This is a genomic window from Enterococcus camelliae, assembly GCF_042685105.1.
Taxonomy (GTDB): domain Bacteria; phylum Bacillota; class Bacilli; order Lactobacillales; family Enterococcaceae; genus Enterococcus_G; species Enterococcus_G camelliae.
The window spans coordinates 139,732-163,071 of record NZ_JBHUMO010000039.1 but is presented as its reverse complement, the minus strand read 5'-3'; the positions used below and the strand labels follow the sequence as shown (position 1 = coordinate 163,071).

20 protein-coding genes and 1 other annotated feature are annotated in these 23,340 nt (G+C 39.3%); of the genes, 4 read left to right on the top strand and 16 right to left on the bottom strand.

The window, feature by feature from the left end; translation table 11 throughout:
* Positions 1-155 precede the first annotated feature (155 nt).
* From ACFSR0_RS06400 to map, 7 genes are all read right to left on the bottom strand, one after another.
* On the bottom strand, positions 156-1,322 hold the full coding sequence (locus ACFSR0_RS06400) for a pyridoxal phosphate-dependent aminotransferase (protein ID WP_379981027.1): 1,167 nt from the start codon (positions 1,320-1,322) through the stop codon (positions 156-158).
* Between the two features lie 56 nt (positions 1,323-1,378).
* Positions 1,379-1,918, bottom strand: a complete 540-nt coding sequence (locus ACFSR0_RS06395) for a type II toxin-antitoxin system Phd/YefM family antitoxin (protein ID WP_379981025.1) — start codon at positions 1,916-1,918, stop codon at positions 1,379-1,381.
* 121 nt (positions 1,919-2,039) lie between these two features.
* A complete protein-coding gene (gene copZ, locus ACFSR0_RS06390) occupies positions 2,040-2,252 on the bottom strand; it encodes a copper chaperone CopZ (protein WP_379981023.1) in 213 nt (70 codons plus the stop codon).
* Positions 2,230-2,697 carry a CopY/TcrY family copper transport repressor gene (locus ACFSR0_RS06385; protein ID WP_379981021.1) on the bottom strand — a complete coding sequence of 156 codons (468 nt, stop codon included), beginning with the start codon at positions 2,695-2,697 and terminating at the stop codon, positions 2,230-2,232. The genes copZ and ACFSR0_RS06385 overlap by 23 nt, the downstream gene beginning before the upstream one ends.
* Positions 2,698-2,810: 113 nt before the next feature.
* Positions 2,811-3,938 carry a glycosyltransferase family 4 protein gene (locus ACFSR0_RS06380; RefSeq protein ID WP_379981019.1) on the bottom strand — a complete coding sequence of 376 codons (1,128 nt, stop codon included), beginning with the start codon at positions 3,936-3,938 and terminating at the stop codon, positions 2,811-2,813.
* Positions 3,939-4,877 (bottom strand): YihY/virulence factor BrkB family protein, encoded by a 939-nt coding sequence (locus tag ACFSR0_RS06375; RefSeq protein ID WP_379981017.1) that lies wholly within the window; start codon positions 4,875-4,877, stop codon positions 3,939-3,941. It abuts the gene before it with no gap.
* Between the two features lie 20 nt (positions 4,878-4,897).
* Positions 4,898-5,662 carry a type I methionyl aminopeptidase gene (gene map / locus ACFSR0_RS06370; RefSeq protein WP_379981015.1) on the bottom strand — a complete coding sequence of 255 codons (765 nt, stop codon included), beginning with the start codon at positions 5,660-5,662 and terminating at the stop codon, positions 4,898-4,900.
* 144 nt (positions 5,663-5,806) lie between these two features.
* On the opposite strand from map, the gene ACFSR0_RS06365 reads away from it, so the two are divergent.
* Positions 5,807-6,253 carry a flavodoxin gene (locus ACFSR0_RS06365; RefSeq protein ID WP_379981013.1) on the top strand — a complete coding sequence of 149 codons (447 nt, stop codon included), beginning with the start codon at positions 5,807-5,809 and terminating at the stop codon, positions 6,251-6,253.
* Positions 6,254-6,329: 76 nt separating this feature from the next.
* Here ACFSR0_RS06365 and ACFSR0_RS06360 read toward each other — a convergent pair whose 3' ends face one another.
* On the bottom strand, positions 6,330-6,914 hold the full coding sequence (locus ACFSR0_RS06360; protein WP_379981011.1) for a TetR/AcrR family transcriptional regulator: 585 nt from the start codon (positions 6,912-6,914) through the stop codon (positions 6,330-6,332).
* A gap of 221 nt (positions 6,915-7,135) precedes the next feature.
* Between ACFSR0_RS06360 and ACFSR0_RS06355 the strand changes: the two genes are divergently transcribed.
* The 3 genes from ACFSR0_RS06355 to zwf all read left to right on the top strand — a co-directional run bounded on the left by ACFSR0_RS06355 (position 7,136) and on the right by zwf (position 10,687).
* Entirely contained in the window at positions 7,136-8,371 is a 1,236-nt protein-coding gene (locus ACFSR0_RS06355) for an aminopeptidase (protein WP_379981009.1), read from the top strand.
* 128 nt (positions 8,372-8,499) lie between these two features.
* Positions 8,500-9,147: a metal-dependent transcriptional regulator gene (locus tag ACFSR0_RS06350; protein ID WP_379981007.1), complete on the top strand. Its 648-nt coding sequence runs from the start codon at positions 8,500-8,502 to the stop codon at positions 9,145-9,147.
* A 13-nt stretch (positions 9,148-9,160) separates the two neighbouring features.
* Positions 9,161-10,687: a glucose-6-phosphate dehydrogenase gene (zwf, locus tag ACFSR0_RS06345; protein WP_379981005.1), complete on the top strand. Its 1,527-nt coding sequence runs from the start codon at positions 9,161-9,163 to the stop codon at positions 10,685-10,687.
* Between the two features lie 91 nt (positions 10,688-10,778).
* Here zwf and ACFSR0_RS06340 read toward each other — a convergent pair whose 3' ends face one another.
* The 8 genes from ACFSR0_RS06340 to ACFSR0_RS06305 all read right to left on the bottom strand — a co-directional run bounded on the left by ACFSR0_RS06340 (position 10,779) and on the right by ACFSR0_RS06305 (position 23,336).
* Entirely contained in the window at positions 10,779-12,221 is a 1,443-nt protein-coding gene (locus tag ACFSR0_RS06340; protein ID WP_379981003.1) for a glutamate synthase subunit beta, read from the bottom strand.
* 7 nt (positions 12,222-12,228) lie between these two features.
* A complete protein-coding gene (gltB, locus tag ACFSR0_RS06335) occupies positions 12,229-16,728 on the bottom strand; it encodes a glutamate synthase large subunit (RefSeq protein ID WP_379981001.1) in 4,500 nt (1,499 codons plus the stop codon).
* Between the two features lie 352 nt (positions 16,729-17,080).
* Complete coding sequence (ileS, locus tag ACFSR0_RS06330; RefSeq protein WP_379980999.1) at positions 17,081-19,873, bottom strand: isoleucine--tRNA ligase; 2,793 nt, start codon at positions 19,871-19,873, stop codon at positions 17,081-17,083.
* Between the two features lie 100 nt (positions 19,874-19,973).
* Positions 19,974-20,190 (bottom strand) — a binding site (T-box leader).
* Complete coding sequence (locus ACFSR0_RS06325) at positions 20,186-20,914, bottom strand: DivIVA domain-containing protein (RefSeq protein WP_379980997.1); 729 nt, start codon at positions 20,912-20,914, stop codon at positions 20,186-20,188. (Overlaps the previous feature by 5 nt.)
* A gap of 19 nt (positions 20,915-20,933) precedes the next feature.
* Complete coding sequence (locus tag ACFSR0_RS06320) at positions 20,934-21,716, bottom strand: YlmH family RNA-binding protein (protein ID WP_379980995.1); 783 nt, start codon at positions 21,714-21,716, stop codon at positions 20,934-20,936.
* 16 nt (positions 21,717-21,732) lie between these two features.
* The gene (locus ACFSR0_RS06315; RefSeq protein WP_379980993.1) at positions 21,733-22,011 is read right to left on the bottom strand and encodes a YggT family protein; all 279 of its coding nucleotides are present in this window, start codon (positions 22,009-22,011) and stop codon (positions 21,733-21,735) included.
* Between the two features lie 5 nt (positions 22,012-22,016).
* Entirely contained in the window at positions 22,017-22,643 is a 627-nt protein-coding gene (locus tag ACFSR0_RS06310; protein WP_379980991.1) for a cell division protein SepF, read from the bottom strand.
* A gap of 18 nt (positions 22,644-22,661) precedes the next feature.
* Positions 22,662-23,336 carry a YggS family pyridoxal phosphate-dependent enzyme gene (locus ACFSR0_RS06305; protein WP_379980989.1) on the bottom strand — a complete coding sequence of 225 codons (675 nt, stop codon included), beginning with the start codon at positions 23,334-23,336 and terminating at the stop codon, positions 22,662-22,664.
* Positions 23,337-23,340: the final 4 nt, after the last annotated feature.

Genomic DNA, 23,340 nt, shown 5'->3' with positions numbered 1-23,340 from the left:
ATGTAAAGAGCAAATGGATTTTACGTAAAGAATCGACCTTCTTATGTTAAATATTTGTAAATTTTTTTACCATTTTCCAAGCAAAATCAGACCTTTATTTTAAAAAAATCTTGATTGTCAGCTAGTTGCTTCCTAGCTCCAATCAAGATTCCAAATTATTTATTCATATACTGTTTCAAACGCTGCATGGCTTCTTTTAGTTGATCAAGACTTGCTGCATAACTAACACGCACATAGCCTTCACCCTCTGGTCCAAAAGCAACACCAGGAATAATCGCTAATTTCGCTTTTTGCGCTAGATCAACACAAAAATCCATGGATTGTTGCGTATAATTACTAGGAATTTTAGCGAAAATATAAAAAGCCCCTGATGGTTTTGCTACCTCAAAACCAAGCGCAGTCATCTGGTCATAGACAAAATTACGGCGTTCCAAATATTCTGCTCTCATAATGTCTGCATCATCAATGCCTTCAACCAAGGCTTGTAACGCAGCTTTTTGTGAAATGGTTGTTGCGGCTGTTACTAAATATTGGTGTGTTTTTATAATTTCTTTAGCCAATTCCTCAGGTGCAAAAATAAAACCAATCCGCCAGCCAGTCATAGCATGCGATTTTGATAAGCCATTGATGACAATGGTTTGATCTCTCAAGTGACGCGCCAGTGTTTCGTGTGGTGCATCATAGCTCAATTCACTATAAATTTCATCACTCACAACGAATACATCATATTTTTTTAGGACTTCTGCCAAAGCAGCAAGGGCTTCTTCGTTATAGGTAACACCAGTTGGATTGCTGGGAAAATTTAAAATAACCGCTTTTACTTTTTCTCCTCGAGTCTGCAATTCCTTATCCAGAGCTTCAGGCGAAAGGACAAAACCCGTTTCCCTCGTGTCAATATAAATCGGGGTTGCTCCAGCTAAAGTAATGATGGGTTCGTAACCAGGATAGATAGGGGCCGGCAAGATAACCTCATCGCCAGGACACAGTATGCTTAAGAGCGTGGCAGAAATCGCCTCTGTTGCACCAATGGTTACCATAATTTCTGAATGCCAGTCATACGTTACACCATATTTTTGATGGAAAAATGCCGCTGCAGCTTCACGTACATCTGCTAAGCCAGCCATACCTGAATAATGCGTATAGTTCTCTTGAATTGCGCGAATACCTGCTTCTTTCACATGGTCAGGTGTATGAAAGTCTGGTTCACCCAATGTAAGTTTCAACATATCTGGTATAGTTGATACTTGTTCATCAAATTGTCTAATCAAAGAGATGGCAATTTTATTTAACTGAGGATTAAACCGATTTGCTAATTGTCTCAATATTCTCACTCCTTTTTTCTATACTAGCACACTTCTCGGTAATAGAAAGTACTTTTTTAACTCAGTTGACGAGCAAGAATTTTTTTGACAACCATTCGATCACCAAGCTGATTCTGTACATCTAATTCCCCTATTAAGTCTACGTAAAGATTTTTTTCTTGGTTTTTTTTACGAAATTGATACACCATTTTTCCAGTTGTTTGCAATTCTTTGATTAGCTCTGTCACGCCTCCAAACCCCGTCTTTTTGGTGATAAAGCCTAAACTAACCATTTTTTCATCCAATTGTTTTGCTGCGATACTCGTTCCAACGACAATCGTTTGGCGGATTTGTTGAATCAATTGCTGACTTAATCCCTCCAACGAGACCATCTCTTCCGTTTCTTGCGTTGATTGGAAAGAATGCTCACGGAATTGTTGCAACTGATCCAATAGCTCTTCATACTGTTGTTGGGTTAACATAATACCGGCAATTTTTTCACGATTAAATACATATACCCCTGTACCAGCCTCACGTGCTTGCTGAAACACATCCATCGGTGACTTTTTTACTTCGGTAATCGATGTTGTTGGCACTTCGAGTCGTTTCAATTCCATTTCCAATCCCTCTCCTTCGCTTCATGGTTCATTATACCATACGATGATTTGCCAAATGGTGAATGAAATCATTTACGATAAAAAAAATCCCTACCTACAAGTAAGGATTTATTTTTGGAGATTATGCTAAAGAAGCATGATAGTTTGTTTCTTGATTAATTTTTTCAATAATTTGATCACTTGTGACTTTCGTTTCATCATACTTAATGACCCCATTATTCTTCTTTAAATGAATGGCCACTTTTTTGATCCCTGGTAGTTCATTCACTGCCTTTTCAACATGTGCCACGCAATGGGCACAACTCATTCCTTCAATTGCAAATGTTTGTTTCATTCTCGTTCCCCCGTTCATTTTTATGACAATCACATTGACCTGGTAAGCAATCGCATTTGATTATTTTGACTGGCTTTTTTTTCGCAAGTTGTTCATTGATTTCCTGAATATCTTTTTCCGTTAATTCCACCTGTGAGAGCATTTCAGAAATGGTTTGCCCCATTTTTTTGGCACAGATGTGTGCAAGTAATTCGGTCGTTGCATCCTGAATAACTTGCATTTCATTCACCAATGGGCGATACAAAAATTTCTTTCCTTCTTGTTCAGTTGAAAGAGCCCCTTTTTTTACGAGTCGTCCAAGTAACGTTTTAATCGTCGCCATCTTCCAATTTTTTGCTACTCCTAAAACATCATATATTCCCTTAGCATCAGAACATTTTTCATTCCAAATAACACGCATCACTTCCCACTCGGAATCACTAATTTTTATGGGTTCCTGGTTCATCAGGATACACCTCTTTTCCGTTTACAAAAGTAATCTTTCTAAAAGAAGTTTACACCCATCCCTGATATTTGTCAAAACGAAAAAACGGATGCCTACAAGCCATCCGCTAATCTTTATTTTTTTCTTTTTTCGAGAAATTTTTGCAAAACATCTTGTCTAAATTGGCGATTACCAAAAAATTTCAGAAAGTGTAATAAGGGTTGACGGTTCTCTCCTACTAAGCCAATTAATTCAATGAATAACTCCAGCCCAAAGGTCGTCATAATGACTAATAAAATAATCGCAGTTGTACTTGCGTAATTCATCAAAAGAGCTATAAATGAAAAAATGACGGCTAAAGCGTAAATTGTCATCACCGCTCCTCTATGACTAAAACCTAGTGACATTAGCCGATGGTGCAAATGCATTTTGTCAGGCGAAGAGATCGGTTGACGATTAAAAAGACGCCGAATCATCGCATAAATTGTGTCAGTAATTGGCACGCCTAAAATGAACATTGGTGTTAAAACGGAAATGAATGTAACGTTTTTCAATCCTTGTAAAGAAAAAACGGAAATTAAAAAGCCTAACATCAATGCACCAGTATCACCTAAGAAAATCGCTGCCGGATGAAAATTAAATGGGAAAAAGCCCATGATAGATGCGACCAATGTAAAAATCATAATCGAGATCACGACACCATTGTCTGGCAAGTAGAAATAGCTGACAATCCCAATCGTCACTAATGCAATCATAGAAACTCCAGCTGCTAAACCATCCAAGCCATCAATCAAATTAACCGCATTGGTTATAGCCAATATCCAGAGAATGGTAATCGGCAAACTTAACCAACCAAGGTGAAACATCCCTAAAAAAGGAATGGACATGCTATTAATTCGAATATTAGCCACATAATAGATTTCTAAAGCTGCCAATATTAATCCTGTTAATTTTTGTAGCGGTGTTAGCTCCTTTATATCATCAATTAACCCTGTAATCACCACAATCAATGCGCCCAGCAAAATGGGTAGAACGTTCGTCCCCAGAAGGTCGTGGCGAAATTCCCAAAGAGTAGCAAGTGAAAAGGCCAAAAAGATTGCCAATCCGCCTGCAGTAGGCATCGCTTTGGTATTAATTCTTCTTTTGTTTGGCATATCAACGGCACCAATCCGAAAAGCTAAAAGTTTAACCAAAGGAGTAAGAACCGCTGCCAGCATCATGGTCAAAAAGAGCTGGATAATGAATTTAAACGTAAATGCCATTTACTCATTCCCACTTTCATCCTCATTATTTGTCAGTTTTTCAGTCAACTTTTGCGTGACTCGTTGGACAGGTCCTCTGCGCTTTTGTATTTCCTTACCGCTGACCATTTCTTCAATAATTGCGTTCAATATTCCTCCAAAAATAATGATGGATGCCGCAAAGTTCAACCAAATCATCAATACGATAAAGCTTCCGATAATTTGGTACCCACTGATTTTCCGCGCAAAATACATGGCGTAAATTCCAAATAATTGCGATAACATCATCCAACCAATCGTAGTAAAGATTGCACCAGGTATTGCCGATCGTAATTTTACTTTTGCGTTTGGAACAATCCAATAAATCATGGTCAACATGAACAGCAACACCAAAATTGTGATTGGCCACTTCAATGTTTGGAATAAAGCAATCCATTCAGTTGGAATTTGAAAAATAGGCTGCAATACATCTAAAATAACCTTGCCAATCCCCATAACCAAAAAGACACCCACAATTGAAATCATAAAGAAGACAATCACAAAAAAAGAAACAATTCGGACAATCACAAAATTCGAACGCTGCTCAACCCCGTAAGCTCGATTCATAGCAGTCTGCAGGCCATTAATACTCTGGCTCGCAGACCAAAGAGCCCCTAGAGCCGAAACAGATAACAATTTACCTGATCCCTGTGTCAGTAAATCTTTGATAGCTGGTCCAATAAATTCGTAAACCTGACTCGGAATCATTTCTTGCAAATAAGGAAGAATGGTATTCGGATCAATGGAAAGAAATGGCAAAATATTTCCGACCGCAATCAAAAGTGGAAAAAGGGATAGCAACAAATAATAAGCAACCACTACGGAAGTATTGCCGATATCTGAATCTGAAATACGATTGCCGGAAATTTCAATAAAACGGTGTATTCTTTCGTTTTGTTGAATTTTCTTTATCCATCCCATCTACCCTACATCCTTCCTTGCTAATAAGTTCCTTCTTCGCCTTGTGACGTTAACAATCTAGGTCCTTCTTTCGTTATTGCCAAGCTGTGTTCATACTGACAGCTTAAGGAACCATCACGTGTATATGCAGTCCACCCATTTGGATCCATTTTCATTCGCCAATCGCCGATATTGACCATTGGTTCAATAGTGATAACCATTCCTTCACGCAAACGTAGCCCTTTCCCTGCTTCACCATAATGAGGAACCATTGGATCTTCGTGAATGGTTGGACCAATCCCATGACCAATAAAATCACGAACCACCCCGTATCCTTGATCTTCAACAAAGGTTTGAATAGCATGCCCAATATCACCAATTCGGTTCCCAATTACCGCTTGTTCAATGCCTAAATACAAGGCTTTTTTGGTGACTGTCATCAATTTTTGTACTTCCGGGCTGACTTGGCCAACTGCATAGGCCCAACAAGAATCAGATATTGCACCTTTATAATCGACACACATATCAACTTTAACTAAATCGCCCTCTTTTAACGCCTTTTTTCTTGGAAAGCCATGGCAAATTTCATCATTAATACTACAACACGTAGCATACTTATAGCCTTCAAAACCAATTTGTGCTGCAACAGCATTATGACTTTCGATGAAGTTGCGAACAAATTCTTCAATATCCCAACTAGAGATACCTGGTTTAATAAATGTACGCAAATGACGATGCACATCAGCTAAAATAGCTCCTGATTCAGCCATTTGATCAATTTCTCGTTGTGATTTCAGTGTAATCATTTCAACTCGTCTCCTCTGTTTAAATACTACTCATTTTACCATAGGGTGAGTTATTTTCCAAACACCCCTTTCCAGAGTTTTCATTCCTGCCTAACTTTGCTATAATCGACTTGTAATTACTCTTTTAACAATGGTGGGAAGAAAATGACAGTGGCAAAAATTGTTTATGCAAGTTTAACAGGGAATACAGAAGAAATAGCAGACATCGTTGCAGAAGCGTTAGAGAATTTAGCAATCGATGTTGAAATCAACGAATGCACACAGGTTGATGCAGAGGACTTTGAAGATGCAGACATTTGTATCGTCGCTTCTTATACGTATGGTGATGGCGATTTGCCAGATGAAATCATGGATTTTTATGATGATTTAGCTGAGCTTGATTTAACAGGCAAAATATTTGGTGTTTGTGGATCTGGTGATACGTTTTATGATTATTTTTGTAAATCCGTCGATGATTTTGAAGCACTCTTTACCAAAGTTGGGGCAAGCAAGGGCGCTGACAGTGTGAAAGTCGACTTAGCTGCAGAAGAAGAGGATATTCAACATCTTGAAGAATTCGCAAAACAATTAGCAGCAGCTGCGACAAATTAAAAAAACAACTCTGTAAAGATTCCATTGTTGGTACGTCAAGGAATCAAGCAGAGTTGCTTTTTTTCATAATCATTTTTTATTTTGAAGCAGCTAATTTAATGTCAATCGTTTCTTTTCGATCAATAACAATTGTCAAGGTTTCTTGTAATGCTTTGATTACATCTTCTTGCACAAATTCCAAAATTCCAGCGGACATCAACGATGCCATTCCAGTAGCCATAATCCAAAAGCCAATATAAATTGATTTAATTTCACTTTCCGATAAATTCGCATACTCAGATTGATCAATTGCTAGCTTTTTAAACCAGTGAAAGGAAGTCTCTTGCATCATTGACCCATTACCGGAGTCTTCTAAATATAACGCACGGTACAACTTTTTCTCTTTCGTAGCAAAATCTATGTAGTTTAACCCAAAATCAATTAATCGATTTCCTGTTACTTCACGAGTGAAGATATCTTCAGACAAATGGGTAAAGATTGCTTTTACTACTTCCTGCTTTAAATCATCCATATTGGCAAACTCTAAGTAAATCGGTTGAGTGGAACATTTCATTTGAGTTGCAATATTTCGTGCAGTAAATTTGGAGAAACCATTGTTCGCAACTACCTCATATGCAGCCGTTAAAATCTGATCACGAGTAATCGTTTTTTTTCTAGCCATATCTCCATCTCCTTATAAATAAAAAATCTAGCTTACAATGACTATTCTTATTTTAACACGCAAAGATAGGATTTCAAAATATCGCTTACTCAATTGACCATTTTCGTTTGATTCTTTAACATTTTCTTGCATATCCTCGCCCTTCTATTTGTTTTCAAAGATTAAGAATGTTATTATATTAGGGATTACGAATGATTTTTTTAGGAGGAATAAACAAAGAAATGACCAAAACAAATTTTTATCAAAATTTAGAAAAGTATGCACAGCTTATCGTGGAGGTTGGGGTCAATGTTCAAAAAGGACATACCATCGTCTTGTCAATCAGTGTTGACCAAGCACCACTTGCACGATTAATCACAGAAAAAGCGTACGATTTAGGTGCAGCTGAAGTCATTGTTCAATGGACAGACGATACTACTCAACGCCTATTTTTGGCTCATGCAGACCAAGACCGTATTGCACAAGTACCACAATACAAAGTAGATCAGGCAGAGGATTGGATAGCCAAAGGAGCAAGCCGCATTAGTGTCGTCTCCTCTGATCCAAGCTCACTTGCCAACGTACCAAACGAACGTGTAGCAAGTTATCAAGCAGCTACCGGAAAAGCCTTACGTAATTTACGTCAAGCAAGTCAAGCAAATAAAATCAGCTGGACCGTTGTAGCTGCTGCTGGCAAAGAATGGGCACAAAAAGTATTTCCTAATCAGTCACCGGAAGCTGCTCAAGAAGCGTTGTGGCACCAAATTTTCCAAACAACGCGGATCTACGAAGCGGATCCAATCAAAGCTTGGCAAACACATGACCAGTTATTAAGAGAAAAAGCAAATGAACTGAATGCTGAACAATTTGATGCCCTCCACTATACAGCCCCTGGTACGGATTTAATCATCGGCTTGCCAGCAAATCATGTTTGGGAGGGAGCCGGTAGTTTTAACAGCCGTGGAGAAGAATTTATGGCCAATATGCCTACTGAAGAAGTATTTACAGCTCCAGATGTCAATCGAGTAGATGGTTACATTTCAAGTACGAAACCCCTAAGTTATGGTGGGTCCATCCTTTCTGGTATGCACTTTACTTTTAAAAATGGCAAAGTCGTTGACTTTTCAGCCGAACAAGGTCAAGAAACCTTAGCAACCTTATTAGCAATTGATGAAGGAGCCAAACATTTGGGCGAAGTTGCACTTGTGCCAAATCAATCACCTATTTCTCAATCAGGAATTACCTTTTTTAACACCCTCTTTGACGAAAATGCCTCCAATCACCTTGCACTTGGTTCCGCTTATGCATTCAGTGTCAAAAATGGGACAGAAATGACCGAAGAACAATTATCCCAAGCAGGCCTAAATCATAGCCAAACCCATGTAGATTTCATGGTTGGATCAAATAAAATGAATATTGATGGCATTCGTAAAGACGGTTCCCGGGTTCCTATTTTCCGTAATGGGGAATGGGCTTAACCAAACTCCTTTCGTGGGTGAAAAAAAGCAAAAACGATTGAAACGTTTTTGCTTTTTTCCATACTCTTTACATAGTAATATTTCATTTTTTTTGATAGAATTTAGTACATAAAGAAGGGATGAATAACATGACACCAAATCGTGAAGATTACTTAAAATTGATTCTTGAACTTGGCGGCGACCAAGCCAAAATTTCAAACAAACAAATCGTCTCTGGCTTAACTATTTCTGCTGCTTCGGTCAGTGAAATGATAACGAAACTTGTAAAAGAAGGATTAGTTGAACATACCCCTTACCAAGGCGTGCAACTAACTTTAGCTGGACTGACGAGTGCAAGTGCGCTGATTCGCCGCCATCGTTTATGGGAAGTTTTCCTTGTCGAACACCTAAATTATACTTGGAATGAAGTCCATGATGATGCTGAAGTACTGGAACATGTTACATCAAAAAAATTAGCCACCCGTCTCGAAGACTATTTAAATCATCCGGCTTATTGTCCTCACGGCGGTGTCATTCCTAGTGAAGATGAACCCATTCAAGAAGTCAAACGTTCGACACTTACTTCCTATCCAATTGGGACAAAAGTTCGCATTGCTCGCGTTCTTGATGAAAAAGAATTACTCGACTACCTTGTTTCGCTTGATCTACGAATTCATGAAGTTTATACAATTTTAGACATTGCAGACTATGAAGGACCCATTACAATAAAGAATGATACAAAAACACTAGCTGTTAGTTACAAAGCAGCCTCGACAATTTTTGTCGATCAACTATAAGGAAGTGGTTAAAATGGAAAATAAAAAGGTCTTATTAACAATTTTTGGTGGTACCGGTGATTTGGCACAACGCAAGCTTTATCCTTCTTTATTTCGACTTTATTTAAAAGGACAATTAAAAGAATCTTTTGCAGTTATTGGCACTGCTCGCAGACCATGGACAAATGAAGTCTATCGAGAAATCGTCAAGAAAACCATTGCAAGTCTAGCTGAAACCCCTGAGCAAGCCGATGCATTCTCTTCTCATTTTTATTACCAATCACATAATGTCAATGATACCGAACATTATGCGGCATTACGTAGCTTGGCAGACCAACTTGATGAACACTATCACCTAGAAGGCAATCGCCTTTTTTACCTTGCCATGTCACCAAATTTCTTTGGTACCATTGTGCACCATCTTGAATCACAAGGCATGCTTGCCACAGATGGGTATCATCGGGTTATTATTGAAAAACCTTTTGGAACAGATTATGCTTCTGCTGAAAAACTAAATGGTGAAATTTCGGAAGTCTTCTCTGAAAGTGAAATCTATCGAATTGATCATTATCTTGGTAAAGAAATGATTCAAAATATTTCTGCTATCCGCTTTGCAAACAATATCTTTGAATCACAATGGAATAACCGCTACATTGCTAATGTTCAAATCAATATTGCAGAAGACCTAGGTGTTGAGGAACGGGGGGGTTATTACGATAAAAGCGGTGCCCTCAAAGATATGGTCCAAAATCATATTTTACAAGTTCTTTCCTTATTAGCGATGGAACCACCAATTGCATTTAGTGAAAAAGGGATTCGGCAGGAGAAAATAAAAGCGTTAGAAGCCATTCGCATTTATAGCGAGGCTGAAGTGGATGAACACTTCGTCCGTGGCCAATATGCGCCCGGAAAAAGAAACGATCAAACCTTTGTTGGCTATCGTGAAGAAGAAAATGTTGATGCTGATTCACAAACAGAGACCTTTGTTGCTGGTAAATTCTACATTGATAATTTCCGCTGGTCAGGAGTTCCTTTCTATATTCGAACTGGGAAGCGATTGACAGAAAAAGGTACACGCATCAACATTGTTTTCAAACAAGTACCAGTCAATGTTTTCAAAACATCAATCAACGAACCTTGTGAACAGAAAACTCTCGCTCCGAACGTGTTAACCATTTACATTCAACCCACTGAAGGCTTCTCTCTTTCATTAAATGGCAAAGAAGTCGGTGCTGGTTTTGATATGCACCCAGTGAAATTGGACTATCGTAATAGTTCAGAAATCTTGGAAAATACACCTGAAGCCTATGAAAAGTTATTGTTAGATGCCTTAAACGGCGATGGAACAAATTTCACCCATTGGGATGAAGTGGCCCAATCATGGCGCATTGTTGATGTCATCCGCCAAGCTTGGGATCATTCTACTGCAACGTTTCCTAATTATGCTGCTGGGACAATGGGACCAAAAGAAGCCGATGCTCTATTGGAAAAAGATGGATTTGAATGGATTTGGACGCCCGATGCTTGGTACCGTGAGCGTGGATTATTAGGGGATGCCTAATCAATGAGTAGTGTTGGTAGCAATACCAACACTTTTTTTCTTCTCATAAAAAAAGTGAGCGAAGATGATGTTCATCCTTGCTCACTTTTTTCTATTGATAGGTCAATGCACGTAAAGATTCATCAACCTTTTCTGCGACCATGCGACCTTCTTTGATTCCCCAAATGACTAAACTTTGTCCCCGTTTGGCATCGCCAGCAACAAGCACTCGTTCGTTATTTGTGGTATGATCTCCATAAATTTCCTCAACGCCGAAAGCATCGAACAATTTTTTTTCTGGTCCTGCAAAGCCCATTGCTAATAACACCACATCAGCTTTCAAAACCTGCTGTGTCCCATCGATTGGTTGACGATCATCGCCCACACGAACTGTCTCCACACCAATTAACTGTCCTCTTTCTGCTCCAATAAAAGCAGTTGTTTGAATTTGATTATAAAAAAGTGTTTCTGTCTCAAACAATTCCTCCGCTTCGGCCTGACCGTACCCTACTGTTTTAATCATTGGATACTCTGGCCAGGGATTGGTGGTATCGCGCTCTTCAGGACGAGCTGGATTGATTTCAAATTGTCTAACCGAAGCTGCACCTTGACGAATAGCGGAACCGATACAGTCATTTCCTGTATCTCCACCCCCAATAACAATCACATGCTTTCCTTCAAGTTTGCGACTCGTTGCATCTTTTCCATGTTTTAACACGTCTTTCGTCGCTTCCGTTAAGTAATCAACTGCAAAACGGATGCCATTTAATTCTCGACCTGGAACCTTCAAATCTCTTGGTACACTGGCACCTGTTGCCAAAATGACGCGATCGTATTTCTCCTGAAGTTCTTCTGAAGAAATGTCACGCCCAATTTCAGTGTTGGCAATAAACGTGATACCTAATTCCTGCATCAAGTCAATGCGACGTTGGACAACATCTTTGTCAAGCTTCATATTGGGAATACCATACATCAACAGGCCACCAAATCGGTCACTCCGTTCATAAACTGTCACAGAATGTCCCAGCTGATTCAATCGCCAAGCTGCCGTCAATCCAGCCGGTCCACTTCCGACAATCGCTACCGTAAAATCTGTTTTTGAGCCCGGTAATCCGGATTCTTTCACCCAACCATTTTCAAAAGCGGTATCAATGATAAATCGTTCATTATCGTGAATAGATACGCCAGAACCATTCAGTGCCTCTGTACAACTCTTCTCACAAGGAGCAGGACAAACCCGGCCCGTCATTTCAGGTAATGGATTGGTTCTTGCTAACCGTTCAAAAGCATCTTTAAATCTTCCTTGATAAACCAAATCATTCCACTCAGGGATTAGATTATCATTTGGACAACCAGAGACTGCCCGTTTTCCTCCAAAGAATACCCCTGTATGACAAAAAGGAATGCCACAATTCATACAACGAGAGGCTTGTTCTTGCCTTTCCTCTACCCCTAAAGGCACTTGAAGTTCATGCCAATCTTTGATACGTTCAGCAATTGGTCGATAAGGATTATCTTTTCTTGCGTGTTTTAAATAGCCAAAAGGATCTGCCATCAACTTCTCATTCCTTTCTACTTGGTATTGACAGTTGCGCACCTACGACTGACTCAAATGCCAATTCGACTGCCTCTGTTTCATTGTATCCAGCTTCTCTGAAACGAGCAGTTGTTTCAATCATATGATGGTACTCTGTCGGATAAACTTTGACAAAATGGTGTTGTTCTGTCTCCCAATGATGCAAAATATAGGCAGCCTTTGTTGATTTTGTATAGGCCAAATGTTTTTCAATCAGCTCTTTTAACAACTGATCGTCGCCAGCTTCATTCAATTCAAATAAATCAACCATTTCTAGATTGCATTTTTCTGGGAATGTATGCGTTGGATCGTAAACGTAAGCCACGCCGCCCGACATACCTGCCCCAAAATTCCGACCAGTTTTGCCAAGAATCACGGCGACACCACCAGTCATATATTCACAACCATGATCGCCAACACCTTCCACAACAACTTGAGCACCGCTGTTTCGCACACAGAATCGTTCCCCAGCAATTCCTCTAAAGAACGCTTCCCCACGATTTGCGCCAAAGCAAGCAACATTCCCAACAATTGGAGAATGATCAACATCATAACCGGCATCTTCTGGAGGAACAATAATCAAGCGACCGCCACTCAATCCTTTGGCCACATAATCATTTGCCTCTCCAATCAATTTTAACTGCATTCCCTGTGTGATAAATGCCCCAAAACTTTGACCGGCAATACCTGTATAGGTGTAATTTAATAACCCAGGATGTAACTCGTAATTTCCAAAGCGTTCAGCGATCCAACCAGCCATACGTGCGCCAACTGAACGTTGAACATTATTAATCGCATGAGAAACAAAAATCGGTTGTTTCGATTCAATTGCCCCTTGGCTATAAAAGTCTAACTCTTTCCATGGTCGTTTCTCAGCAAATGGGTCCTCTACTTTTCGTTCAATACCGATTTCTGTGCCAATGATTCTTGAGAAATCCAATGATTTGGCTTTACCTTTAGGAACAAAACGTGGTTGCAAGACTTCCGCATGTCCAACCATTTCATCGATAGTGCGAAAACCTAATTCCGCCATTACTTCTCGCAAATCTTCTGCCAAAAACATCATGGCATGAATGACATGCTCTGGCTTACCTGCAAAGAATTTTCTCAACGCAGGGTTTTGAGTGGCTACCCCCACTGGGCAGGTATTTAAACTGCACACCCGCATCATGACACAACCGACCGAAACCAGTACCAATGAAGCAAAGCTATACTCCTCTGCTCCCAAAAGCGTCGCAACCGCAATATCTCGGCCCGTCATTAACTTTCCATCTGTTTCTAAGACCATGCGTTGACGCAAATGATTCATGCTTAAGGTTTGATGGGCTTCCGCAACCCCCATTTCCCAAGGAAGACCCGCATCTCGGACGGAATTTCTTGGAGACGCACCCGTACCACCATCATAACCAGAAATCACCACAACATCTGCTCCAGCTTTCACAACCCCTGTCGCAATCGTCCCAACACCTGTACTAGACACTAATTTCACATTGATTCGTGCATAAGGATTGATTGTTTTAAGATCATAAATCAATTGAGCTAAATCCTCAATCGAGTAAATGTCATGATGTGGTGGTGGTGAAATCAACCGAACGCCAGGTGTCGAACCACGAATTTCCGCAACCCATGGAAAGACTTTGTTTCCCGGCAATTGACCACCTTCACCAGGTTTTGCTCCTTGTGCCATTTTGATTTGAATTTCCTCAGCGCTCATCAAGTATTCAGCATTTACGCCAAAACGTCCTGAAGCAACTTGTTTAATCTTGCTATTATAATGAACCCCACTCGCTTCGGGTTTGAAACGATTTCGGTGTTCGCCACCTTCACCACTATTGGATTTGGCACCAATGCGATTCATGGCTTCAGCAATGCATTTATGGGCTTCCTCACTCAAGGAACCATAAGACATCGCTCCGACTTTAAAACGTTTGACAATCCGCTCAGCAGGCTCAACTTCATCAATTTTAATCGGTTGGCGATTTCGTTTGAATTCCCACATTGCTCGCAGTGTAGTTGGAGATTCTAAAGCTTCATGATTCATTTGATTCGCATATTCTTTGTAAAGTTGGTAGTCTCCTGTTCGAACAGCTCGTTGAAAATTGTAGATTGTTCGCGGATTATACAAATGATGTTCGCCGTCTTCCTTAAATTGAAAACTTCCTCCTGAAGGCAAATAGTCATTGGCTTTTTCACCGTAAGCAGACTCATAGCGTTTCAAATATTCCTCTTCAATTTGTTCCAATGAAAGACCGCCTATTCGCGACGAAGTTCCGGTAAAGAATTCATCAATGACAGCCTTAGAGATGCCGACTGCTTCAAATAGTTGTGCCCCTTGATAACCGGCAACAGTGGATATTCCCATTCGCGACATAATCTTGACAATTCCCTTTTCGCAGGCCTTACGGTAAGATTCGATCTTGTCAGACAAATGGTAGTAATTTAATGTTTCATACGCTCCATAAGGGTGGATTGCACCGGCACCGTAACCAATCAACATGGCAAAATGATGAACTTCGCATGCTTCAGCGGTATCCGCCACAATCGAAACCAATGAACCTTTCCCTTGACTAACCAAATAATTATGCAAACCAGACACGGCTAATAGAATTGGAATAGCCATTTTCCCTTCTTGACGATTGCGATCAGTCAAAATGATGACTGTCGCCCCTTGATCAATCTTCGCTTCCGCTTCTCGACAAAGGGTTTCCATTGCTTGACGCAAACTATTTCTTCGATCTTCCTGGTACTCATAAAGAATGGATTGGGTAGCCGATTGTTGATATTTACGTTTCATTTGTTTGATTTTTAAAAAGTCTTCCGTCGATAGAACAGGACTAGGTACTTTCAGCTTACGACAGTTTTCGGGAATATCTTGTCGAATATCGGAATCTCTTCCAAGAAACAGCTCGGTACCAATGACTAGTTTTTCCCGAATGGCATCAATTGGGGGGTTCGTAACTTGGGCAAATTGTTGTTTAAAATAGGTAAATAACGATTGCGGTTTTTCACTTAGCACTGCTAACGGAGCATCAAATCCCATAGAAATAACTGGTTCTTCCCCTTTTTTAGCCATTGGAATAATGAGCGTACGGATAATTTCATCTGTATAGCCATTTAACTTCCACAGTTTCAATAGCTCTGATTCTGATAAACTGAGTTCTTTTTCAGAATGAGCTGCTAACATATCCAAAGAAAGCAATTGATTTTTTACCCATTTTTTGTACGGGTGTTTTTTCGCATAGTGTGCTTTTATTTCTTCATTATGTAATACCTTACCTGTTGTTGTATCCACCAAAAAGACATTTGCCGGACCTAAAACACCTTTTTCAATGACCGATGATGGTTCAAGATCGACCACACCTGACTCAGATGCGACCACTACCAAACCATCTTTGGTTATCGAGTATCGAGAAGGGCGTAATCCGTTTCGATCCAGTGCAGCTCCCACCATTTCACCATCCGTAAAACACAATGCGGCCGGTCCATCCCATGGTGCCATAAAACTAGCATTATACTCATTAAAAGCGGTCAATTCCGGACTAAGATTCGCTTCCTCACCCCATGCTTCAGGAACCATCATCATTAGTGCTTGCGGAATATCCCGTCCATTGCGATACAAATACTCCATACAGTTTTCTAATTTGGCAGAATCGGAGTTTTCCTCATCATACATTTCAATTTGGTGGCTATGCATCCAATTTTCTGCCCCCCGTAAGGTATTAATCTCACCGTTATGTGCCAGAAAACGAAACGGCTGTGCCCGATTCCAACTTGGAAACGTATTTGTCGAAAAACGAGAATGAATCAACGCAATGCTTGTAGCAATCGTTGGATCTTGCAAGTCTTTGTAGAATAAACGTACTTGGTAGGCATGTAACATTCCCTTGTAAACAACTGTTTTACTTGACAGACTACAAATGGTTAACTCATTTGCATGGTATTCTTTTTCAATTTTCCGACGCAAACGAAACAGTTGATCCTCAAAATCACGACCGGCAGCAACATCTAATGGTTTTTCGATAAATAGTTGCACAAAACTAGGCATAACCTTTTGCGCACCCGGTCCACAGTTAGAAAAGGCATACGGAACATCTCTAGTCCATACAACTCGAAAACCTGCATGCTGGATATCTGTCGTCAGCGCACGTTGCAATTCATGCTTAAATTCTTCTTCTTTCGGTAAAAAAAGCATTGCTATTGCATAGTCACCCTTTTCAGGCAGAAGAATCCCCTCTTCTTTGGCTTTCTTTTGAAAAAAAGAATCTGGAATAGCCATTAAGATTCCCGCACCATCGCCTGTATCTGGTTCAGCACCCGTTCCACCACGATGATTCATACGTTCTAACATTGTCAACGCATAATCAACCAAGCGATGAGAAGACTCACCGTGACGATTTGCGATAAATCCCATTCCACATGCATCTTTTTCAAAAGAAGGATCATACATTGTCTGCTGTTGTTTGCCATTCATCATTGTTTCGTTCATGAGACACACCCTCTTGTGATTATTTGAAAATTCAGACTATTTCGGTCTAAAAAAAGAATAAATTAAAATTCAGATAGAATAAAACTTATTTTTTTTACCAAACTGTTAGAATTATCAATGTAATAACCAGTTTACACATTTTTTGAAAATTTTCCATAAATTTTTGTCGAAAATAAATGAGAATCGTTCTCATTTTTAATGTTGTAAGCAAAAAGATGCTCAAAAGAACATCTTTAAATGGTATAGACTAATAAAAAAAGGAGACTTTTTAAAGAATGGCTGCAAGAGAACGTTTGATTTTCACTCTTTTAAACAACCATTCATCAAATTGTCTTCCTTATTTGCTTACTTTTTATTCAAATCCTTGTGCAACAGCATCAGGAAACTCTGATAACACTACTTCTGCACAGTGATCACAAAGTGTTGGTAACTCTTCATGAGCGCCTACATGTGTTTTCATTTGGCGGCAACGGTCACAGACAACGCCTTCTGCTTTTTCTACAAGAATGGCTACGTCATCAAAGCTTTGTGCATTACTTGGAGCAGGTTCACCAACTGGACGTACGTCAAAAAAGTCTGGAGAAACAATTAATAACTGTGCTAAATTGCTATCGACTGCTTTTAGGAGAGTCGCAACTTGTTCACTCGGATAAATCGTTACTTTTGCTTCCATTGATTTCCCAATTTGTTTTTCATTTCGTGCAACTTCTAGAGCTTTGAGTACTTTGTCACGGAAGTCCAAAAAGGCAGACCATGTATCTAAAAGTTCATCTTGATTTGCAAATTCTTGGAATTCAGGAAATTCTGCCAATTGAACATATTGATCGTCTTCTTTTAAATAAGACCAAATTTCTTCTGCCGTATGTGGGATGATGGGCGTTAATAACTTGGTTAATGCCACTGCTGTTTGATAAAAAACAGTTTGCATACAACGACGATCATGATTATTCTCAGCCTCAATGTACACGACATCTTTTGCAAAGTCCAAATAGAAAGAGGACAAATCAACAGTTAAGAAATTAATCACAGTGCGATAGATGTGTAAGAAATTATACGTTTCATATCCTTTTTCACGAATTTCTTTGATTACTTGATTCAAGCGAACCGTCATATACTTATCAACAGAACGCAAGTCATCGTAAGCCACATTATCTTTTACTGGATCAAAATCCTCGGTATTAGCTAATAAGAAACGCATGGTATTACGGATTTTTCGATAGACTTCAGAAACTTGACTTAAGATATCCATCGATACTCGGACATCTGATTCATAATCCACACTACTTACCCATAAACGAAGAATGTCCGCTCCCATTTGATTGATAACCTTCTCTGGAAGAATCGTATTTCCTAGCGATTTACTCATTTTACGTCCTTCGCCATCCAAAGTAAATCCTTGAGAAAGAACCGCTTTGTACGGCGCTACACCATTGATTGCAACACTGGTTGTAATACTTGAGTTAAACCAACCACGGTATTGGTCAGAACCTTCCAAATACATATCAGCTGGGAAAGTTAATTCTGGTCGTTGGCGTAGAACTGCTTCATGCGAAGATCCTGAATCAAACCAAACATCCATAATATCTGTTTCTTTTGTAAACAATCCATTTGGTGAACCCGGATGTGTGAAACCTGCAGGCAATAGATCCTTCGCTTCTCGTTCAAACCAAACATTTGAGCCAAATTCACCGAAGAGTTGTGCCACATGCTCAATGGTTTCTGGTGTCAAAATCGCTTCACCATTTTCCGCATAAAAAACTGGTAATGGAACACCCCAAGCTCGTTGACGAGAAATAACCCAGTCCCCACGGTCACGAATCATATTGTGCAAACGTGTTTTTCCCCATGGAATAATCCAGTTGACTTTATCAACTTCATTCAAAATATCTTGGCGGAATTTATCAATCGATGCAAACCATTGTGGCGTAGCTCGGAAGATAACTGGTTTTTTTGTCCGCCAATCATGCGGATAGCTGTGGGTAAAGAAATCAAGTTTTAGTAAAGCACCTTTTTCTTCTAATTTTTCTGTCACAATAGGGTTGGCTTTTTCATAAAAGAGACCTTCAAAACCAGGGGCTTCATCGGTGAAGCAACCACGGCTATCAATTGGTGATAAAATGTCCAAATGATATTTTTTCCCAATAATAAAGTCATCTTCCCCATGTCCAGGAGCCGTATGAACTAAACCAGTACCAGCATCTAATGTGACATGATCTCCAACCATCACTAAAGAGGTCCGATCATATAATGGATGTTGAGCAGTCATTCGATCCATTTCTTTTCCAGGAATTTCTTTCAGAACGGTAACGTTTTCCCAACCAATTTCTTTCGTAACACTTTCCAATAAATCTTTTGCCACTACAAACTTACGACCATCTGCTTCAATTTGAACGTATGTGTACTTAGGATTCACTGAAATTCCTAAGTTAGCAGGAATGGTCCAAGGAGTTGTTGTCCAAATAATCAAGGCTGTATCCGAATTTAGAATTCCTTTGCCATCCACCACATCAAAAGCAACATAAATCGATGGTGATTTCACGTCCTTGTATTCAATTTCGGCTTCAGCTAATGAGGATTCACTTGATGGTGACCAGTAAATAGGTTTCAATCCTTTGTAAATATAGCCTTTTTCAGCCATTTTACCAAATACGCGAATTTCAGCTGCTTCATAATCAGGTGTAAGCGTAATATATGGATGATTCCAATCTCCAGATACACCTAAACGTTTAAAGTCGGCACGTTGTTTGTCAACTTGTGTTAACGCGTAGTCGTAACATTTTTGGCGGTATTCTGCCATCGTCATTTCTTTGCGTTTGATGCCTTTATTGGTTAGGACTTGTTCAATTGGCAGGCCATGAGTATCCCAACCAGGAACATATGGAGAACGAAAACCAGACATTGATTTAGAGCGCACGATAATGTCTTTACTAATTTTATTTAAGGAATGACCTAAATGGATATTTCCATTGGCATAAGGAGGACCATCATGTAAGACAAAAGTTGGTTTCCCTTCATTTTTTTCTTGTCTTAAGCGGTAGAGATCATTTTCTTCCCATTCTTTTTGCCATTCAACTTCACGATTTGGCAAATTGCCACGCATTGGAAAAGCAGTTTTTCCAAGATGCAAGGTTTCTTTCATTTTCATGCTATTCGCTCCAATCTTTTTTCTCAATTTTTTTTTTTAATTTTCTCACGCTAACCAATGGGCTTCATCTGATAAACAAAAAAAGCCCTTCATACAAGTATGAAGGGACGAATTTCTCGTGGTACCACCCAATGTTTCAAATAGTAGCAACTATTTGCTTTAGTAATCGTTAACGAGATTACTCGTTGTTTCTTACTTATCTTTCAGAAACAAAACTGAATAGAGGATCATTTAGATACAGGGTTTGTCAGTCTTACACCATCACCAACTCGCTTAAAAAAATATATCCAAATTGCTGTTCTATTATGTGTCTTAGTTATTACTTTCTGGTTCTGGAATATCAATAATTTTCTCAGTTGCGTCCACCACGACAATCGGTTCTTCTTCAATAACCGGTTGCTCCATTGCCGCAGCTACTTGTTCTGAGTTTACTGCATCTTCTTTTTCATTGTCAAGTTCTTTTGATAATACTTCGCGTATTACTGAGTGACTGTCTTGAACATAGCTAGAAAAAGGTTTTAATATTTCTTCCCATTCTGGACTTTTCACTTGTTCCAATTGTGATTCTAACATTAGTGATAAGTTGCTGTGGAATACTCTTGTTTTTTTCTTTAAATCATTGGTTTCAGTTACTAATTGACGTGCATTTTCAGTTGCTTCTGTTAGAATTTCTTTTGCTTTATCTTCCGCTGCCGTAGTTAAGGAATGCGCACGTTTTTCAGCATTCGAAATTAATTCATCCGCTCGATTTTGTGCAGCTGTCACCAAGACTTCGGACTCTTTACTTGCACTTGATTTCACTTTATCTGCTGTATCTTGTGCTACAATAATTGACTGATTCAGTGCATCTTTTAGTTCATTAAAGTATTCTAGTTTTTCTTCTGCATGTTTTAATGTTTTTTCTAGTTCACGATTTTTCTGTACAGCTGCTTCATAATCTCGAACAACTAAATCTAAAAAATCATCTACTTCACTTTTTTCATAGCCACGCATTTTGGTTGGAAAACTTTTATTTTGAATATCTAATGGGGTTAATGCCATTTTTTACACCTCTTTATTATTATTTACGCAATACTCCGATTGCCAAACGAATCTTTTCTTTTTTCGTTGTACCACCCTGCTTTTGAATTTGCAAACGGCCAAAGCCTCGAATCGATACAATGTCTAATAATTCTAACATAAAATCCGGACGTTCGGCTACTCGCCAGTTTACCTTTACTTTTCCCGTTTCGATTAACAGTTTTGAGCGCTGTCGTGAAATTGAAAAAACACTGGCAATGACTGTATCTAGACGCATGGAACTAACTGTTGTTGCTTCCTCTAGCCAAGCATCTTTTGGGGACAGCACTTCTGTATAATTCTTTTCGATTAATCGAATATGAACAGAGCCCATTTTTGTCACTTGCAATTGGACATAGTTCTGCACTTCTTTAGCAACAAAAACTTGCCATTGTTGGCCATCAGAAATGATATCACCAAAAAATTCGCGCTTCATACCGGAATGCACTAGTGTGCCTAGAATCTTCCCATGCGAAAGTTGGGTAAATTTTTCGGGATACTTGATTTCAAAAAGTATAATATCAAACTCATCTTGTACAGGTGTATAGTAATCGGGATAAATCAGACATCGTGTTCTTTCAGCTTGCTCATATCCACCATAAAACTGAAACTGTAGATCAGATTGTTGGCGAACAATCGTTTCCAGGATGAAAGCTTGCCGCGGATCGAGAAAATCAGTTAGATAAGGAGCGTACTGCATTTGAACTTTTTCAATCCAATCTTGCACAGCATCTATAAATGGACGTTCGTCATTTCTAAAATGCTGGTAGATATTTGCGTCCACTGTATTATGCTCCTTTCTAAATTAGCATCATCAGCAATATTGTTAATCCCTTACCTGCTAAATCCAACAAAATAATTGCTACAAAAATCGTAAAATCAATTGGGCCAATCTGCAATCGCAAATGGTCAAATAGACTAAGATAAGGTTCGCAAATTTTGTTTAAAAGTTTGCCTAGAAAGCTTTGATAGGCTCCAGGAAACCACGAAAGTAGTGCGTAAATAACAAGCAATATCGAATACAAATAAATCGCCTTATTAAGTAATGAAACAATTTGTAAAATTAAAATAAGATGCACCTCCCTTATAAATCAAAAAGATTGTTATCAACGAGAGATTGTGCAGTTCCATCGATTTCAATGCCTTTTGGTGTACATAAAAAAATCTCATCAGCTACTCGTTTGATGTCGCCATCTTCAGCATACACGGCACCTGTTAGAAAATCAACAATTCTACGAGCTTGGGGTTCATCTATTAAATGAAAATTAACTAATACAGATTCTCCACCAATAACATGTTTCGCGATAATCATTGCTTCTGAATAGACTTTTGGTTCGACGATAATGATTTTACTTGAATGGACAGTATTTTTTTCTTGAGGTCTTGATTTTGATGGCGATGTAGGCTGCATCGTAACTACTTTCTGCGAAGCTTGATTCCCTTTTCGCTCTTCATAATGCTTCATCTGAGCAGTTTCTTGACTAGCAATAGGACGTGTTTGCTTATTACTTTGCTTGCTTGTTGTATAGGCTGTCGGTGTCGGTTGGTTCACCTTTTTGCTTGCTCTAGTTGTAAAGGCATCTTTGGCACCTGTATGATGGGTACTTCTTACCTGACTTGCTTCTGATTGTTGATTGAAGTACGGGTCATCATCCATATAGTTTTCGTCATCTAGACCAAAAAAACTGGAAATCTTCATTTTAAGAGACAAGTTTCTTCCTCCTTTTTTCTATTCTTTAAATAATGCTGAGCCTACGCGAATGAAGGTCGCACCCTCTTCGACTGCGATTGGAAAATCGTTGCTCATCCCCATACTCAGTTCAAGACAGGGCGCATTCACTATTTTTTGAGCTGCGATTGATTGTTGCATCATATGTAATTGATGAAAGATGGTTCGTTGCTCCATCTCAGAAGAATGAAAAGGGGCCATCGTCATCAATCCCACAATTTCAATTTTATCATATGCAATTAATTCTTCGACAAAGGACTGTAGCATAGCAGGTTGAATCCCTTGTTTTGCTTCTTCTCCTGAAACGTTGACTTCAATAAAGCAACGAATTTTTCTGGTCGCACGTTTTTGAATCTCAGCTGCCAATGTTAGGCTATCGAGGGCATGAAAATAATCGATTTCATTAATAACCGTTTTTACTTTTCTTCGTTGGAGATTACCGATAAAGTGCCAAGTAACATTGGACTGATCTTTCATAGCTGCTTTCTTACTCAGAAAGGGCTCCACACGATTTTCAGCACAATGCGTAACGCCTTGGTTAACAATCGCCATCGTGCTTGCCAAATCAACTGTTTTTGTTACTGCTACCAGAGTGACCTCTTCTCTTTTTCGCGAAGCAAGAGCACATGCTTTCTGTACCTCTTGCTCCACTTTCCGCAAGTTATCAGAAATCATGTGC